The 16828-nt window shown below is 42.5% G+C and carries 16 protein-coding genes and 1 tRNA gene; 5 read left to right on the forward strand and 12 right to left on the reverse strand.

What is annotated here, in order from left to right:
- Positions 1-24: 24 nt before the first annotated feature.
- A complete protein-coding gene (locus ACVW0P_RS05260) occupies positions 25-753 on the reverse strand; it encodes a hypothetical protein (RefSeq protein WP_457131151.1) in 729 nt (242 codons plus the stop codon).
- Between the two features lie 220 nt (positions 754-973).
- Between ACVW0P_RS05260 and ACVW0P_RS05265 the strand changes: the two genes are divergently transcribed.
- A complete protein-coding gene (locus ACVW0P_RS05265; RefSeq protein WP_457131152.1) occupies positions 974-1411 on the forward strand; it encodes an EVE domain-containing protein in 438 nt (145 codons plus the stop codon).
- Positions 1412-1519: 108 nt separating this feature from the next.
- Here ACVW0P_RS05265 and ACVW0P_RS05270 read toward each other — a convergent pair whose 3' ends face one another.
- The 4 genes from ACVW0P_RS05270 to ACVW0P_RS05285 all read right to left on the reverse strand — a co-directional run bounded on the left by ACVW0P_RS05270 (position 1520) and on the right by ACVW0P_RS05285 (position 6393).
- Positions 1520-2044, reverse strand: a complete 525-nt coding sequence (locus tag ACVW0P_RS05270) for an acyl-CoA thioesterase (RefSeq protein ID WP_457131153.1) — start codon at positions 2042-2044, stop codon at positions 1520-1522.
- Positions 2045-2119: 75 nt separating this feature from the next.
- Positions 2120-2248, reverse strand: coding sequence for a hypothetical protein (locus tag ACVW0P_RS05275; protein ID WP_457131154.1), 129 nt, complete (start codon positions 2246-2248; stop codon positions 2120-2122).
- A 44-nt stretch (positions 2249-2292) separates the two neighbouring features.
- Positions 2293-3522, reverse strand: a complete 1230-nt coding sequence (locus ACVW0P_RS05280) for a type IX secretion system plug protein (protein ID WP_457131155.1) — start codon at positions 3520-3522, stop codon at positions 2293-2295.
- A 948-nt stretch (positions 3523-4470) separates the two neighbouring features.
- Entirely contained in the window at positions 4471-6393 is a 1923-nt protein-coding gene (locus tag ACVW0P_RS05285) for an ABC-F family ATP-binding cassette domain-containing protein (RefSeq protein ID WP_457131156.1), read from the reverse strand.
- Positions 6394-6559: 166 nt separating this feature from the next.
- Between ACVW0P_RS05285 and ACVW0P_RS05290 the strand changes: the two genes are divergently transcribed.
- Together ACVW0P_RS05290 and ACVW0P_RS05295 are read left to right on the forward strand one after the other, a co-directional pair.
- On the forward strand, positions 6560-7600 hold the full coding sequence (locus tag ACVW0P_RS05290; RefSeq protein WP_457131157.1) for a quinone-dependent dihydroorotate dehydrogenase: 1041 nt from the start codon (positions 6560-6562) through the stop codon (positions 7598-7600).
- Positions 7600-7950, forward strand: a complete 351-nt coding sequence (locus tag ACVW0P_RS05295; RefSeq protein ID WP_457131158.1) for a hypothetical protein — start codon at positions 7600-7602, stop codon at positions 7948-7950. Before ACVW0P_RS05290 ends, ACVW0P_RS05295 begins: the two co-directional genes overlap by 1 nt.
- A gap of 74 nt (positions 7951-8024) precedes the next feature.
- On the opposite strand, the gene ACVW0P_RS05300 is transcribed toward ACVW0P_RS05295, so the two are convergent.
- The 3 genes from ACVW0P_RS05300 to ACVW0P_RS05310 all read right to left on the reverse strand — a co-directional run bounded on the left by ACVW0P_RS05300 (position 8025) and on the right by ACVW0P_RS05310 (position 9098).
- Positions 8025-8201, reverse strand: a complete 177-nt coding sequence (locus ACVW0P_RS05300; RefSeq protein WP_457131159.1) for a spore protein — start codon at positions 8199-8201, stop codon at positions 8025-8027.
- 30 nt (positions 8202-8231) lie between these two features.
- Positions 8232-8302, reverse strand: a tRNA-Cys gene (locus tag ACVW0P_RS05305).
- 40 nt (positions 8303-8342) lie between these two features.
- Positions 8343-9098: a TrmH family RNA methyltransferase gene (locus ACVW0P_RS05310; protein ID WP_457131160.1), complete on the reverse strand. Its 756-nt coding sequence runs from the start codon at positions 9096-9098 to the stop codon at positions 8343-8345.
- Here ACVW0P_RS05310 and tamL point away from each other — a divergent pair.
- Entirely contained in the window at positions 9089-11446 is a 2358-nt protein-coding gene (gene tamL, locus ACVW0P_RS05315; protein ID WP_354429316.1) for a translocation and assembly module lipoprotein TamL, read from the forward strand. The two genes, ACVW0P_RS05310 and tamL, sit on opposite strands and share 10 nt — an antisense overlap.
- Positions 11447-11544: 98 nt before the next feature.
- On the opposite strand, the gene ACVW0P_RS05320 is transcribed toward tamL, so the two are convergent.
- The 4 genes from ACVW0P_RS05320 to ACVW0P_RS05335 all read right to left on the reverse strand — a co-directional run bounded on the left by ACVW0P_RS05320 (position 11545) and on the right by ACVW0P_RS05335 (position 15185).
- Positions 11545-12078, reverse strand: a complete 534-nt coding sequence (locus tag ACVW0P_RS05320; protein WP_457131161.1) for a hypothetical protein — start codon at positions 12076-12078, stop codon at positions 11545-11547.
- A gap of 39 nt (positions 12079-12117) precedes the next feature.
- Positions 12118-12615 (reverse strand): TspO/MBR family protein, encoded by a 498-nt coding sequence (locus ACVW0P_RS05325; RefSeq protein ID WP_457131162.1) that lies wholly within the window; start codon positions 12613-12615, stop codon positions 12118-12120.
- Positions 12616-12762: 147 nt separating this feature from the next.
- Positions 12763-13887: a 4-hydroxyphenylpyruvate dioxygenase gene (hppD, locus tag ACVW0P_RS05330; protein ID WP_457131163.1), complete on the reverse strand. Its 1125-nt coding sequence runs from the start codon at positions 13885-13887 to the stop codon at positions 12763-12765.
- Positions 13888-14027: 140 nt separating this feature from the next.
- The gene (locus ACVW0P_RS05335; RefSeq protein WP_457131164.1) at positions 14028-15185 is read right to left on the reverse strand and encodes a homogentisate 1,2-dioxygenase; all 1158 of its coding nucleotides are present in this window, start codon (positions 15183-15185) and stop codon (positions 14028-14030) included.
- 644 nt (positions 15186-15829) lie between these two features.
- Here ACVW0P_RS05335 and ACVW0P_RS05340 point away from each other — a divergent pair.
- Positions 15830-16825, forward strand: coding sequence for a fumarylacetoacetate hydrolase family protein (locus ACVW0P_RS05340; RefSeq protein ID WP_457131165.1), 996 nt, complete (start codon positions 15830-15832; stop codon positions 16823-16825).
- The last annotated feature ends 3 nt before the right edge of the window (positions 16826-16828 follow it).

The raw sequence follows: 16828 nt of genomic DNA on the forward strand, positions 1-16828 counted from the left end.
TCAGTTTGCCCCGGAATGGGGTGGTCAATTTGACGCGGAATCACTGGTCACATTCCGCCGGAATTGGGTGGTCAATATCAGCGGTATATCCACATATATCTTAAATCTTGATGAATCCCTTTTGGTATTTTTTTTACTTGAAAGTTGAACCGGGTTTTCATCTGCAATTTTTAGCGTTACTAAAAAGTTGAAAAAGGTACCTAAGTCAACACGGTAACAATTGTAGCTAACCTTTCCCCATTTTCGTTTAAGGGCAGTGTGTTCAAGAAAATGGTCAATATCAATTTTGGTGAAGTTGCTTGGTTTACGCATCAGGTATTTTCTATCTGTTAACCACTCCGTGAAAAATGCCATTAAGTATTGATTCATCTTCAATGCTTTTAATTTCATTGCTTGATTCTCAACTTTTAGTTCACGTTGCTTTAACCAATAAGGGATGCAGTCTTTGATGGGGGATAGTGGTGTAATAGGCAGGTCATTGAAAGTGCCGGATATCGGGTTCCATCCTTTAGACAAAAGGTTTATTAAAGCAGCAACTACATCTTTAGCATCTTTCTTTAATACAGTGATATTTGAACCGGGTTTTAAACCTGTCAGTTTACGTTGGCGTTCGTTTTTTCCTGTATCAGGGTTTAGAAAAAGGAAGTTAACGTTGGGCTTAGTGCTTTTAGTTCCGGGGAATAATTTGAATTCGTAGTCACCCCACGTTTGAATAACAACAGATGTGTCTTTTTTCTTGGCTTTTAGTTCCATTTTTTTAAGGTTAAATGATTTAAAAATCAGCCGATTTACACACTACTCATAAACTAAATTTAGCTTAGGAATATTTCAGCTTTTTTTTTTACCACTTAGCCCACTTGTTTTTGGAACTAATGATGCAAATATAGCAAAAGCCGTGATGTTAAAAGGCATTATTAACCGCTTTACTAACCAAAATCTTCTTATTTTTGACACCTATCTTGACACCTACCCTATGAAAAACAGCCCTCACGGTATCAAAAACCCACTATTCTGGTTAGTAAAGTCGGAACCGTTTAAATATAGCTGGGAAAAATTCAACAAAGAGGGCCGCACCTTTTGGGATGGCGTGCGCAATTATCAGGCACGTAACAACTTAAAGTTGATGAAAGAGGGCGACCTGGTGATGTGGTACCATAGTAACGAAGGCAAAGAAATTGTAGGCATTGCCAAAGTTGTAAAAGAATTTTACCAGGACCCTACAACCGAAGACCCGAACTGGGTAGTGGTTGACCTGGCACCCGTTGAGCCCCTTAAAAAACCCGTGACCCTGGAGCAAATAAAGGCCGACGAGCGTCTCAAAGATATTGGCTTAGTAAGACAGGGGCGCCTATCCGTAATGGGTATGACACGCGAGGAGTTTGACAGGATATTAGAACTGGCAGCAGAATAGGTTTAACTATAAAAATCTGCATATTAAGCCCAAAGGTCACCAGAAAAAATTCTTGGTAACCTTTGGGCTTTTACGTATCAATATTTTGACTTAATTAAAAACGACTAGTTATTTTTCTTCTGCACCAAAAAATAGCGCTTTTAACTCGGTAGCGTCATCCGGTTTCATTTTGCCGCCTAATATCAGCCTTACCTGCCTGCGGCGTAATGCACCTTCAAATAACTCAACCTCGGCTTCTGTTTGCGGTAAAAGGGCCGGTACCGGGATGGTATGGCCGTCCTGATCCAACGCCACAAAAGTATAATAAGCCTCGTTACTTTTTTTACGCGTGCCCGATGGGATATTCTCTGCAAATACATCCATTTTCACTTCAACAGATGTTGTGAAGGCCCGGCTTACCTTTGCCTCGATAGTGATCACATCGCCTAATTTGATAGGGTGATGAAAAGATACATTATCTACCGATGCGGTCACGACCACGCGGTTGCAATGTTTTTGTGCCGATATCGCGGCCGCGATATCCATCCAATATAGTAAGCGCCCGCCCATCAGGTTATTAAAGGTGTTGGTATCGTTGGGTAATACCAACTCGTTCATAATGGTAAATGATTCTTGAGGCGATTTTCCTTTCATACTGCAAATATAAAATTTACCCCGAAAGTATCGGCTCTAAAAGCCCTGTAAATCAAAGGTTACGCACGCTTACTTCTAAGCCATGGCCGTTTTGGTAGCCTTGCCATCTTTGATACCGATCTTCATGATATCCTTACCAAACTGGTAAACCAAAAAAGTGATCATGATCATCGCGCCTGCAGAAATTTGTTTTGCTTTACTCATGTTATTTAGAGTATGTTTCCACGTACTTGTTACAGGATTTTAAATTATGGCCTTACAGTACTAAGCAAACTATAGCCCGCCAATTGCTCGTAACGCGAGCCTGTTTGGCGATAGTAAACCAATAGCTGGTATTCGTTTTCCGTTTCAAAATAGTTACCTTCTAAAGCTACATCATCCGGTTTGTTGGTGGCTTTGTTTACCCAAATATATTGGTAATCATATACGCCTTGTTTAAGCAGCAAGTCGGTGTACCAGCGGCCACGGCTGTCAAAGGTAAGTTTGCTGCGGTCGTCAAGCTTGTAATCGTTAAACTGACCAACAAGGTAAGGGGTGCCATCCTCGGGCGATTTATTGGCCGCCAGGCTAAAGTACATGTGAGCATAATCCGCATCACGGCGGGCATCGTTACCGTCCTGGTTCAAGATAAAGAATTTGCCATCTATATCATAAAGCAGGGTATAATTAGGCAGGTTGCGATTAGGGTCGCCTAAAAGTACAACTGTGTTTGCGGTGTCTTTATAGATCTTGGAAATGCGTTCCGAGTTTAGCTTTAGCGTACGGGTATCAAAATGCCTGAACTCGTTGCGGCCCGAAAAATCATTGATGTTAACATCGTTATAAACCAGTTGCGTACCGCGGATGTAGGTAGGCACGTTGTTCATGATGCCGGTTTCGGGCCTTGCGTTCTGCATTAAAAATGCGCGGATGTCGGTATTGGGGTTCTGCACCTGTAGGCCGCTATAATCAATAGTAAAGTTTACCTTTTGGTTAGTACGCCTTGCAGCTACATTATTAGAGCTAATGATATTGGCGTTTACCGAAACCCTTTTGCCTACCACGTAAAGCCTGCGGGTTAGGATGAGATTATTTACGTCGCCATCCTCATAAACTTTTAGGATGTAGTTGCCAGATATTTTGGGGATGATGTTGCGGTTGGGGATCTTAACCTCATAATGCGTGTATTTTTGGAACGTGCCGGATGAGTAAGTATAATCGTTCAGGCGGTCGTCGGTAAAGCTTTCAAGATATTCGGCAGGGGATAGGCGCGACGGGTTCCAGTTGGCATCACAATGCTGTATGGTATAGTTAAATGTCCTGCTGGCGCCACTCAAGTCATCAAAGCCAAGGGTAACGGTTTCGCCGCCACCAAGGTCTATTACCGGGAACGATGCCGCCTTTTTTGAATTATAAAACTCAACGCTTTTTATCTCGTGCTTGTAAACGTTATTACCAAACGGTGCGGTTTGCGCCAAGCAGCCGGTGCTTACAAGCATGCATAAAAGAAAGGCGCAGAAATAATTTTTCATTCGGTACAAGGTAGGAAAAACGCAGATGATGGAGAATTTATTTCGATAAAAGCGTTGACGCGGGCCCCTGCTTATGCTAAATAATTAAGGTAACGATATATGAGTTGGACGAGACAGTATGGTAACTTTTCAAAATTAGGGTCTATATACCTATTTAACCTTCTATCTATTTAAGCCGATATGAGTGAAGTCATCAGATGTGGTGGAGTACTGTAATATTAAAATCAATAAAGTTGATGTTACAAAGTTTACTTTTTGCATGATAGCTAACCATATCCAGTTATTTGTGGCCCAAAGGAACACACTATAGTAAAATAGTAAAAGAGAAATTAGAAAAAAGACTTTAAATAAATGAAGTCTCGTTTTAAATATAAAAACTGTGACGATAACTATACAAGTCCAAAATAAAGAAGTATGTATAATTAACATAATATCGTGTAATCCGGTTGCAATTAAACATGTAGGAAGGATGTTTGCGATACCACCATATTTTATAATAGTTGCAGCATTTCTGTCCGGGATTTTCTTTGAAAAATTGAAGAAAAAAATTGCATAAGTTATTGAAAGCAATATAATGCCTGCAGTTGCCCAAATCCTTGAAGGGTTATCTAAACCATTCAGTGCTCGAGGCCCGAATAAGTTACATAAAAAGTTTTGCCTTAAATTAAAGCCCACAGAATGATGATCAAAAAACGATCCGCCTGGGTAAATTAAGACAGCAATGGTGATTAATAGTAAAAAAATAAGTATTCCTATAACAAGTGAATATTTCTTGAAGAATTACATTAGATTAGGTAGTTAAAAATATTGGGATTGTAATTTCCTCATTTTGTTACACTAATCAATAAACATACTCTCAACGAATACAAAGTTATTACAATATAAAGGGGCTTAAACGCCCCTTATTTTCTTAAATTATCCTTCCAGCTCCATTATCTGGTCGGCAAGGGCTTCCCAGCGTGCCTGCTGTTCCCCCAACTCCATTTTTTTAAGCTGGTAGGTATCATTTATCTTTTTCAGCTTTTCGGCCTGGTTGTAAATGCCGTCGTCGGCCAGTTGGGCTTCCATTGCCTTTACTTCTTTTTCTAAAAATGCTATCTGCTCTTCCATTTTGGTAAGGTCCTGGTTAAGCTTTTTTAGCTGCTGTGTTTTGTTTTCGGTTTGTGGCTGCTTAGCAGGCTCAGGCTTTTTCTCTTCCTTTTTAGGCTGAGGCGCGGGCGCTTCTACCTTTGGGTCAAGCTTGCGTTTAGCGTTCCACTCATCATACTCGGCGTAAGTGCCCGGGTATTGTTTTATCTTTTGGTTTTCGATGAACCAGATCTTGTTTGCAACATTATCAAGGAAGTACCTATCGTGAGATACCACTATTACCGTGCCTTCATACTGTTGCAGCGCCTGGATCAGGATATTAACAGATGCCATGTCCAGGTGATTGGTAGGCTCATCCAGTACCAGGAAGTTTGCATCGGCTGTTAGGGCTTTCGCCAATGCCACGCGCGATTTCTCGCCACCCGACAATACCTTTATTTTCTTAAATACATCATCGCCGGTAAACAAAAATGAACCTAATATCGAGCGTAGCTCGGTATCGGTATGTTTTGGGGCGAATGCCTGTAGTTCCTGTAAAATTTGATGCTCCAGGTGCAGGCTCTCAAGTTGGTGCTGCGCAAAAAAAGTTTGCGTAACATTATGGCCTGTAACTGCAGTGCCTTCAAACTCTTTATCGGCACCGGCTACAATACGCAGCAAAGTAGATTTACCCTTACCGTTGGCACCTATTAGGGCAATTTTATCACCTTTTTCTATGATAACTTCGGCATCATCTAAAATATCAATTGTAGGATATTTTTTGGTGATATGCTCTAAAGTAGATACATGGCGGCCAGATTGCTTGCTGAAACGAAAGCTGAAGTTAACCTCCGGGTTTTCATCATCCACATCATCCACACGCTCCAGTTTATCGAGCATTTTGATACGCGATTGCGCCATTTTTGCTTTAGATGCCTTGGCACGGAAACGTTCGATCAAACGCTCCTCTTGTTTTATTTTTGATTGCTGGTTCTTGAACTCGCCACGCTGAATTTCTGAACGAAGGGCTTTTTCTTCCAGGTAAAAAGTATAATTACCCGCGTAAACATTAAGCTTGCCCTTACGAGATTCTACCGTACGGTTGATAACCTTATCTAAAAACCACCTATCGTGAGATACGATAACGATGGCGCCGTTAAAAGCCTTCAAATAATCCTCTAACCATTGGATAGAAGGTAAGTCCAAGTGGTTGGTAGGCTCATCCAGTAAAAGAATATCCGGTGCCTGCAACAGGATCTTAGCAAGCATTACACGCATCCGCCATCCACCGCTGAAAGTGCTTAGCTTACGCTCGCAATCAGATTCGGTAAAACCTAAACCCGCTAAAATTTCGTGTGCTTTGTATTCGATATTGTAACCATCAAGCAGTTCAAACTCGTGCTGTTTGTCGCTTAGTTTATTCAGCAAGTCCTCGCTGTAATCGGTTTCAAGCTTTTTAAGAAGTACTTCTATCTCGTCGTGCAGTTGGTTTTGGCGCTCAAAGGCTTCCATAGCAACGTGTACGATGCTTTTGTCTGACGAGTATGAGAGCAGATCCTGGTTAAGGTAGCCCATGGTAAGGTCCTTAGCCATAGAAATGGTACCCGATGTAGGCTTATAATCGCCTACAATGATCTTTAACAGCGTGGTTTTACCCGTGCCGTTAGCGCCTATTAGGCCAATTTTTTCTCCCGGTTTAATGTGCCAGTTGGCTTCATCATATAGGGCGCGCGCACCAATCTCGAACGTAAGGTCATTTATAGCTATCATTTCGGCGCAAAGATACGATTTTGACCTTAGAGGTGAAAGCAGAAAGGTAAAAGGCGAAAGGTTTGACTTGCAGATGTTTAAATAAAACCGCTATTAGGTGAGATTAGACATTTAACCTTTTGCCTTTAACCTTTTGCCTAATTGTCAAAATAGCTAACTTCGCGGCATGTATCAATTGCTTAAGCCCCTGTTGTTTCGGTTCGATCCGGAGAACGTGCATTATTTTGTAACGCGTAACCTCAGGCGTTTTAACCGGTTCCCGGGCGGTACGGTGCTTAGCAAAGCCCTTTGGGGGGTTGATGATAAGCGGCTTGAGCGGGAGCTTTTTGGCCTTAAATTTAAAAACCCTGTAGGCCTTGCCGCCGGTTTTGATAAAAATGCCGAGCTGATAAGCGAGATGGGCAACCTTGGTTTTGGCTTTGTGGAGGTTGGTACAGTGACCCCGTTGCCGCAGCCAGGTAACGATAAACCACGCATGTTTCGCCTGCCCGAAGATGAGGCGTTGATAAACCGCATGGGTTTCAACAACCATGGTGTTGATGTAGCTGCCGAACGCATCGCGGCGTATCGGAAAGGTCTTAAGCCAGGGCAACAGGCACTGATAATTGGTGGCAACATTGGTAAAAATAAAGTAACGCCCAATGAGGATGCGGTAAGTGATTACATCAAATGCTTCGACAGGTTATTTGACGTGGTAGATTATTTTGTGGTGAACGTAAGCTCGCCAAATACACCCGGCCTGCGCGAGTTGCAGGAAAAAGCCCCGCTGATGCATATTTTAAACACCCTGCAACAACGCAACAACAAGGGGGGTATTAGCAGGCCTATTTTACTAAAGATAGCGCCAGATCTTACTAACGAGCAACTGGATGATATTGCCGATATTGTAAAACAAACCGGCATAGCGGGTATTATAGCTACAAACACCACCATCAGCCGCGAGGGGTTAATATCTAAGCACAAAGGTGAAACGGGTGGTTTAAGCGGTACACCATTAACCAAAAGGTCTACCGAGGTGATCAGGTACTTATATAAAAGATCGGGTGGTTCGTTCCCTATCATTGGGGTAGGTGGCATCCACTCGGCAGAGGATGCGATGGATAAGATAGCAGCCGGGGCGTCGTTAGTGCAATTGTACACTGGTTTTATTTACGAAGGCCCGGCATTAATAGGAAGAATAAATAAGGAAATATTGAATAAAAAGTAATGAGTGTAGAAGAATCGTTAAAAAAGGTTTGTAAAGCCTTAAAGATGGAATTTGACCCGGGCGATATGCAGGACTGGGGAATAGTAAACTCGGACCCGACAAGGGTGGCCGAGTTTATTAAATATTATAAAAGTACGGACCTGGATGACGAAACCAAATTCCACGTGTTTGAATTGGTGGTTGCATCATATAACGATGCCATTTTAGGCCGCTTGGCAAAAGGACAGGCAAAGGCCGATTTCTTGGAATTGGTTAAGGAATCGCACAGCGTACCAAGACTTAAGGTTGTGCGCGATTACTGGAAAGAGATCTACAATAAAGAGAATTTCCCCGTGGGGAAGCTATTATAGGCGAAGTATAAGCACACGAAAAAAGGCGTATCGACTTATCGGTACGCCTTTTTTAATTTCTTAAAAAAGAAGAATTAGTTGTTTGCAGCAGCTTTAGCCAAAACCTCGTTGTTTTTATCAATTTGGTTGCCTTTTTTCTGCGTAGAACGATCACCTAACTCAATGTTAGTAGCTAATTTCAAAAACTGAACTTCTAAACGTGAAGTAGTTTTGTTCCTTCTATCTTTTCTTTTTAAACGAGTAACGCCCATGACTTTTTATTTTAAATGTTTTTAACCTTGAGGTCGGGAGCGGATTCGAACCGCTGTAGGAGGTTTTGCAGACCTCTGCCTAGCCACTCGGCCACCCGACCAATTTTAAGGATTGCAAAAATAGTAATTATTTGTTGTCAATCAATTTTTATTTAAAGGATTTGCAGCAAGTTGTGAACAGCATATCGCTGTAGCTATCGCAACGTTCAATGATTCGGCCTTGCCAATACGCGGAATAGTGATGGCCTTATTCACTAATGCCTGTATATCAGGCCTAATTCCGTTCCCTTCGTTTCCCATTACCAGCAACCCTTCCGTTCCGAAATTTGTGGAATAAATATTATCGCCATTTAATAAAGTACCAAAAACAGGTAACTTAGCAGCCGAAATAAACCCCACCAAATTGGTATAAGTAACGTTTACCCGCGCCAACGAGCCCATCGTAGCCTGTACAACCTTGGGGTTATAAGCGTCTACCGTGTCTTCAGAACAGATGATATTGCTGATGCCAAACCAATCGGCCGTGCGGATGATGGTACCCATATTGCCGGGATCCTGGACACCATCAAGTATCAAACTAAACTTATTTTTTAGGGTTGTGTGGTTTAATCCGCTCCATTGGGGTATATTAACCGTGGCAATTGCATCGGCAGGGTTTTTTAGTGAGCTTATTTTTTGCAGGTCGTTTAAAGAAATCTCCTGAAAGTTTATTTTTTGGGATAATTTAAGCAATTTTGGGGCAATATCAGGCGTATGATATATGGTGTGGAGTTGATAATCAGAATCGATAAATTCAGTTATTGATTTATATCCCTCTACCATAAATAAACCATGTTCCCTGCGAAACTTTTTATGTTGTAAGGACGTTAGTAAACTTATTTGTGATTTTGAAAGCATATATACCCGGGAATTTCCGTCTTGCAATATTAAGTATTTTGATGGTTATTATTGGTGCCGGCTGTAGTGTTACACGCGGGATCAAAGATAACGAGGCCATTGTGCGCAAAGTTACCATTAAAGGTATCGATAAAGAATTTTCTGAAGCTGCCATCAATTACGTTGATAAAGAACAGCAACCCAATAATTGGCTCAACCTGCAATTTTACTACTTGTTTAGCAATAAAGGCAAACGTAAAATAGGCGAGGCCCCGGCGTTGCTGGATAGTAACCTGGTAGAGTTTTCGCGCCTGCAGATTCAAAAATACCTCATAAATAAAGGATATCTGAAAGCTAAGGTGGCAGATTCTATCGTGGTGAAAAAGAAAAAGGCACAGCTTTACTTTACAGCCACCCAGGGCCCGTTGTTTAAGATCCGTAATTTCAAGGATAGTATTTACGACCCTAAAGTACAGAAGCTTTACCGCGATACCCGTAAACAATACTCGCATGTGAACCAGGGAAGCCGGTATGATACGGATAGTTTAGCTTACGACCGTGATCAGTTTTACCAGGTGATGAAACGTAACGGATATTACGATTTTTACCGTCAGTACATCAATTACACGCCCGACTCGAGTTATAACAAAAGCGTGGTGGACCTGGTGATGATCATCGATAACCCTGCGGATAAAAAGGAGCACCCCATCTATACCATAAATAATACGCTGATAAGCATTTCGAGAAGCAATGGCCGCAATGCCGGAAAAGCCGACACCATACAGGTAGATTCGCAATTTAGGTTTGTTGATTACTCTGGCAGGTTTAAACCGCGCACGGTTACCGATTATACTTTTCAGAAGAAGGGTGAGATTTATAATCTTGATAAGCAAACGCTAACCACAACCCGCCTTTCGGAGTTAAATGTATTTCGTAACGTACCCAACCCTACATATGAGAAGCTGCCGGATAGCACCAATCGTTTAAATTCTAAAATTGATATAGTACCTCTAAAACGCATGACTGACCGTGTAGAGGCAGAGCTTTTGTTTAACCAGGGGCGTTTCGGATATAACCTTGGTAACACTTTTACCAACCGTAACATATTCAAACAGGCGGCTATATTACAGGTGAAATTAAACTGGAGTATCTTGTTTGATAACGGCAATTCGGCTGTTAACCAAGGGATACAAAACCAAGATTTTAGGGCAGGGGTGAGCGTTATTTATCCAAGGTTATTGTTGCCGTTCCAGTTTCCAAACCTGGCTAAGTTTGGCGTACCACACACCACATTTTCTACCAACTTCCAGCTGTTTTATCAAAAGGGGCTGGTTGAACGCCGGAGCTTTATAAACTCCATCACTTACGACTTTTTTGAGACCGCGCGTAAGCAACATTCAGTTACGCCATTGAGTATCGAATTCTCCAGTGGCACAATTGACCCGATCGCCAAAGCTGAATTGCTAAAGCAAAACCGTTACTCGTATGTGTACCTCATTGGCCGTACCACATTTACATCAAGCAGCCAATACACGTTTCAGTATAACGCGCAGGAATTAAATTCCTACAAAAACTTTATTTATTTCCGCGGAGGACTGGACATTGGCGGCAACACGCTGAACCTGTTAAGTAGGCTTGTGAATGCACCCAAAGATACCCTTGGGCAGCGTACCATATTTGGTTACGCGTTCTCGCAGTATGTGAAAACCGAAATTGACTACCGCTGGTACCGCAGCCTCGGTGGCGAAAAACAGTTCATTTTCCGCTTTAACCCGGGCATAGGCATCCCTTATGGCAACAGTAAGCAGTTGATATTTGAAAAGAACTTTTATACGGGTGGCGCAAATGATATTCGTGCCTGGTTGCCGCGGACCCTTGGCCCAGGCCAATTTAACCGCGCCAGTTACGGGATGGGTGGCGCAGCAGATACCGCCCGCGCCCGCTTAAAATATCTTGACCAATTTGGTGAGATAAAAATTGTTGCTAATGCCGAGTACCGTTATAAATTGGCCGACAACTTCTTTGGGACTAAACTGAAAGGCGCATTTTTTATTGATGCCGGTAACGTTTGGCGCCTGCATAAACAAATAGAAAACCCTAACGGGGAGTTCAGGTTTAATAACCTTTGGAATTCTACTGCTATTGGTATCGGTACAGGCTTAAGGTTCGATCTGGCCTTCTTCATTTTCCGCCTGGACGCAGCCTTTAAGTTTAAAGACCCTCAGTTCACCGGGTCTGATCAATGGGTGTTTGTAAAACATATTGGGGAAGTGTTTGGCGGGGGCCCTTTCAAAACCCAATACCAGCAAACCAACGGCGAAAATTACGGCTTTATGCAGTTGAATTTTGGTATAGGGCTACCTTTTTAATCAGTGATTTGTTGATTTGATTTAAACTGAAAAGAAAACTAAGTGACTATCGATTTTTAAAACAGAATTGGCTATTTATGATTTTAACTAAATCACTGCTACGAAAATATCCCCTTCAGTCCGTCAATAACACTCTGGAAAAAGGTTGGGATGCTTAACCCGTTGCTGTGATTAAAATACAGGAATATCAGGAAGATGATTATTGCTATAATAATAAAACGTTTAAATAAATAACCTAATAAAACCAACCCTAAGGGGATGCATATAAGTACTATCCAGCTTATTTTAACAGGGCTTAGCTTGCCGTCGTGCCGGTAAACATAGTATAGCATGGAGTGTGTCCCGTTGTCGTTTTCATGCCGGGCATAAACAAACATTGATTTTTCCATTTTATGCCTGTAAAAGGCCGTGCCTTTATCAAACGTCATTTGCTCGGTAAAGCCGTTTACTGTAAAAGTAAATAAGCCGTTTACTTTTTCCTGGATAGTGCCTGCGGTGTCTACTGCTACAATGGCAAACTCGTCTTTAGCAAAGGGGTTCTCTTTAACTACAAAGTGATTTATGGAAATGGTATCCGCAAAACAGAAAGCGGTGATAATTGCAAGGATACAGGTAAGGAATGTTCTTTTCATTTTAGGCACAATAAACGTGCAATAAAAATAGCGTTTTTATTATTTGTTGATCACACAAATAGTGAGGTTTAATAACATGGCGTAACCAATCCATAATAAATAGGGCACCAATAACCAGGCAGCGGCAATGCTAAACCTGCCAAACCATGATATATTAAGGATAATAGTTACCAACAGGGCTATGATAACGACTAATCCGCCTAATGTCTCGTGCATGCCAAAGAAGACAATCGACCATGAAAAATTTAGTGCCAGCTGAAAAATGTAAATGATTGCCGCGGTTTTATACGTGCGCGAGCCATCCCGTAATTGCCAAACTAAGTATGCAGCGATGCCAATGAGGATATACAGCAATGTCCACGCTACGGGGAAAAGCCAGTTGGGTGGTGTAAAGTCGGGCTTTTTTAAAGTAGTGTACCAACCTGCAATTTCGGGGCGTGTAAATGCTGCGGCCACTACCCCGATAGAAAGGGTAATTAATAAACTAATAATAAGAGCAAAAGGCCGAAATCTGGTTTCGGTTTTATTGGTTTTCATGTACAAGGTGTAAACCTGTTTATTCCTAAAATGTTTAAACTAAATTAGGATAGGTTTAAATTAAATGTAAATAAAAAAACCGGGCGATCTCACCCGGCTTAGCATAGCCAATCCTCTCCAAAGAAGAGGGCCTATGATTTGATTTTGTTATAAGTTTCCTCTTAGCTCCTGTTCGCGCTCAATAGCTTCAAACAGGGCTTTAAAATTACCCGCGCCAAAAGACTTTGCACCCTTACGCTGTATAATTTCAAAGAAAAGGGTAGGCCTGTCTTCCACCGGTTTGGTGAAGATCTGTAACAGGTAGCCCTCGTCATCACGGTCAACCAAAATACCCAGTTTTTCTAACGGGCCAAGGTCTTCGTCAATATGGCCTACCCGCGCGGTTAATTCGCGATAGTAAGATGTAGGTACGGTTAAAAACTCAACGCCGCGGCTTTGCAGGTCGGTAACGGTTTTAACAATATCGGCAGTAGCTAAGGCCATGTGCTGCACGCCTTCACCTTCATAAAACTCCAGGTACTCTTCTATCTGGCTTTTCTTTTTACCCTCGGCAGGCTCATTTATAGGGAACTTTACGTACCCGTTGCCGTTGCTCATTACCTTGCTCATCAGGGCCGAATACTCGGTTGAGATCATCTTATCATCAAAAGAAAGGATGTTACGGAAGCCCATGGTATCCTCGTAAAAGTTAACCCACTGGTCCATTTTGTGCCAGCCCACGTTACCCACACAATGGTCTACATAAAGCAAGCCTGCAACAGGTGGCTGGTAGGTGGTTTGATGCGCCACATAACCCGGAAGGAACGGCCCATTATAGTTGTTACGTTCGATGAACAAGTGAACGGTTTCACCATATAATTTTATACCGCTGGTACGTACTTCGCCGTGCTCATCGGTAATGGTTTGTGGCTGCTGATAAGGCTCGGCACCGCGTTTGGTGGTTTGCTCAAAAGCATCGTAAGCATCATCAACCCAAAGGGCTAATACCTTTACGCCGTCGCCGTGTTTTTTAATGTGTTCTGCTATAGGGTGGTCTGAATGCAGCGGCGTGGTCAATACTAAACGGATCTTCCCTTGCTGTAAAACATACGAAGCGCGGTCGCGCACACCTGTTTCAGGACCCGAATAAGCAAGGTCCTGGAAACCGAATGCGGTTTTATAATAATGGGCAGCCTGCTTGGCATTACCCACATAAAATTCAACATAATCGGTACCGTTAAGTGGCAAAAAGTCTGTTGTAGTTGGTTTTGTATCTAATGTTAATGTTTCCATTTGATTATATCTTTATTTAATGTGTCATTGCGAGGTATGAAGCAATCTCATAGGATATTTGGATATGCTAAGATTGCCACGCTATCGCTCGCAATAACAGGTGTGTCTCTTGATTCTTGTGTCTTATTGTCCTGGTTCTATTAAATCACCCAGCTTTTATAATAATTTCCGTCTTCAATATTTACGGCATCTTCTGTCAGCATCAGCGGGCGAAACGGGTCTATCATTACGGCCAGTTCATCTGTAAATTCCTTGCCCATAGATTTTTCCACCGAGCCCGGCGCAGGGCCGTGGGGTATGCCGCCCGGGTGCAGGGTAATTTGTCCTTTTACAACGCTTTTGCGGCTCATAAAATCGCCATCCACGTAGTATAAAACCTCATCGCTATCCACATTACTGTGGTTATATGGCGCGGGGATAGATAGTGGGTGGTAATCAAATTTCCTTGGCACAAACGAGCAGATCACGAAGTTGTGGCCCTCAAACGTTTGGTGTACGGGTGGTGGTTGGTGCACGCGGCCTGTTATAGGCTCAAAATCGTGGATAGATAGTGCCCATGGGTAATGGAAACCGTCCCAGCCAATAAAATCGAAAGGGTGGGTGCCGTAGATGTATGGATAAATAAGCCCTTGTTTTTTGATCAGGATCTTAAAATCGCCTTTTTGGTCGATGGTTTCCAGGTCGGTGGGGCGTTTAATATCACGCTCGCAGTATGGCGAGTGCTCCATTAATTGGCCATAAGCGTTGCGGTAACGTTTTGGCGAACGGATAGGGCTAAAGCTTTCTGTAATAAACAGGCGGTTGTCCTCGCTGTCAAACTCCATTTGGTAGATGGTGCCGCGCGGAATCACCAGGTAATCGCCGTACTCGAACTTTATTTTCCCAAAACCTGTTTTTAAAGTGCCCGAGCCTACGTGGATAAAAATCACCTCGTCGGCCTGGCTGTTCTTATAAAAATAGTCGGTCATGCTTTTGCGCGGGGCCGCCAGTGAGATGTGCAGATCGGCGTTCACCAACACCGGTTTACGGCTTTTCAGGTAATCGTCTTCGGTTTGGATATTGAAGCCTATCAGGCTGGTATGTTTCAGGTGCTTTTCGCGCGCGATTTTCGGCTCAACAGAATACGGCTCGCCCAGTTCTTTAACAATGGTTGGCGGGTAAGCATGGTAAACCAGTGAGTACAGGCTGGAAAAACCTTCGGTTGATACCAGTTCTTCGGCGTATAAAGTGCCATCTGGCTTACGGAATTGCGTATGCCGCTTATGCGGGATAGTCCCTAAAGTGTGGTAAACAGGCATTCTTTTTTGGTTTAAAAGTTGGAATGTTTCGAAGTTGAAATGTTGAAACGTTTTAAGGTTGAAAAGTTGAACTTTTACTTATCGTTTTAAAAATCAAACATTTAAAAATTTAGAATAGTTTTAAGAATTGGTGGCCGGAAAGAAAACATGCCAACCTTAAACTTTATAACAAGAAAATTAGAATTGCGCCAAAGCGATCTTAGAGAGCACAGCATCCCTGAAAGAAGACGAGTTACTCATAGAAGTAAGCCCGAGGGAAAAGTAAAACTGTTTTTTAATGCTCATCATTATGCTCAAAATTACGGTATAGGAATTTAATATGCAAGCATAATATTGTTGAGTGGTGATTGGTTGTCCCGATAGCTATCGAGAAGTGATTAGTAAAAAGAATCCTATGTAGGCGTAATTGGGGGCAAAAATGAGGCAAATGTTCACGTTCACGGCCGTGAACACGCGTATTTTTTTGTAAGTGCTTGATAATCAGAATTTATGAAAAAAAAGGATACTGACAAAATGATGCCACCATCTATATAAACTTTAATGATATGTCTAATTTAACCGATAATCCCGATAGGTGTAGGGGCAACTACTCATCAGTCAACCAAAATAACTACTTTTGATTTCCAACAAACCAATTATACCTTATGAAATTAGTATCCTACAAAACCGAAGACCGGGAGCATTTGGGCATCTATATCAATGGCCATATCTATAACCTAAACTCGTGCGATAAGCTGATACCCGATAACATGAACGAATTTTTATGGGGTGGCGATGAGTTGATGGAGCATGCCAAAAATGTAAATGAGGCTATTAAAAGCGGAAAATTAGAAGGTAAGGAAGAATTGTTTTATGAATTGATAGCGCCCGTGCCACACCCTACATCGTGCCGCGACGGTTATGCCTTTAGGCAGCATGTGGCCGCCGCCCGCCGCAACCGCAAGGTGGATATGATTGCCGAGTTTGACCAGTACCCGATATTTTACTTTACCAACCATAACGCTATACAGGGCCCCGGTGAAATCGAATGCATGCCAGATCATTTCCAGAAACTCGATTTTGAATTGGAGGTAGCCGTTGTGCTCAACAAAAAAGGCCGCAACATTAAAGCTGCCGATGCGGATAGCTATATAGCCGGCTACATGATCATGAACGACATGAGCGCGCGCACCCTGCAAATGGAAGAGATGCTGCTAAACCTTGGCCCTGCAAAAGGCAAAGATTTTTCGACCGTGATAGGCCCGTGGTTGGTTACGCCCGACGAGTTGGAGCAATACAAAACTAACCCTAAAGAAGGCCACACAGGCGTTACTTATAATTTGGTTATGAAATGCCACGTAAACGGCATAGAAGTCAGCAGCGGCAATATGGCCGATATGGACTGGACCTTCGCCGAGATCATAGAACGTTGCGCTTACGGCTGCGATGTGCTGCCGGGTGATGTGATTGGCTCGGGCACGGTTGGTACAGGCTGTTTCCTGGAACTTAACGGCACCGGCTTGCTTAATGATGCTAACTATAAACCCCAGTGGCTGCAACCCAATGATCTTGTTGAAATGGATATAACCGGGTTAGGTGTATTGGGCAATATTATTAAAAAAAGTGAAGATGAGTTTTCAATTTTAGGGTTGAAGAAATAAATA

The sequence above is a fragment of the Mucilaginibacter sp. UYNi724 genome (genome assembly GCF_054057495.1).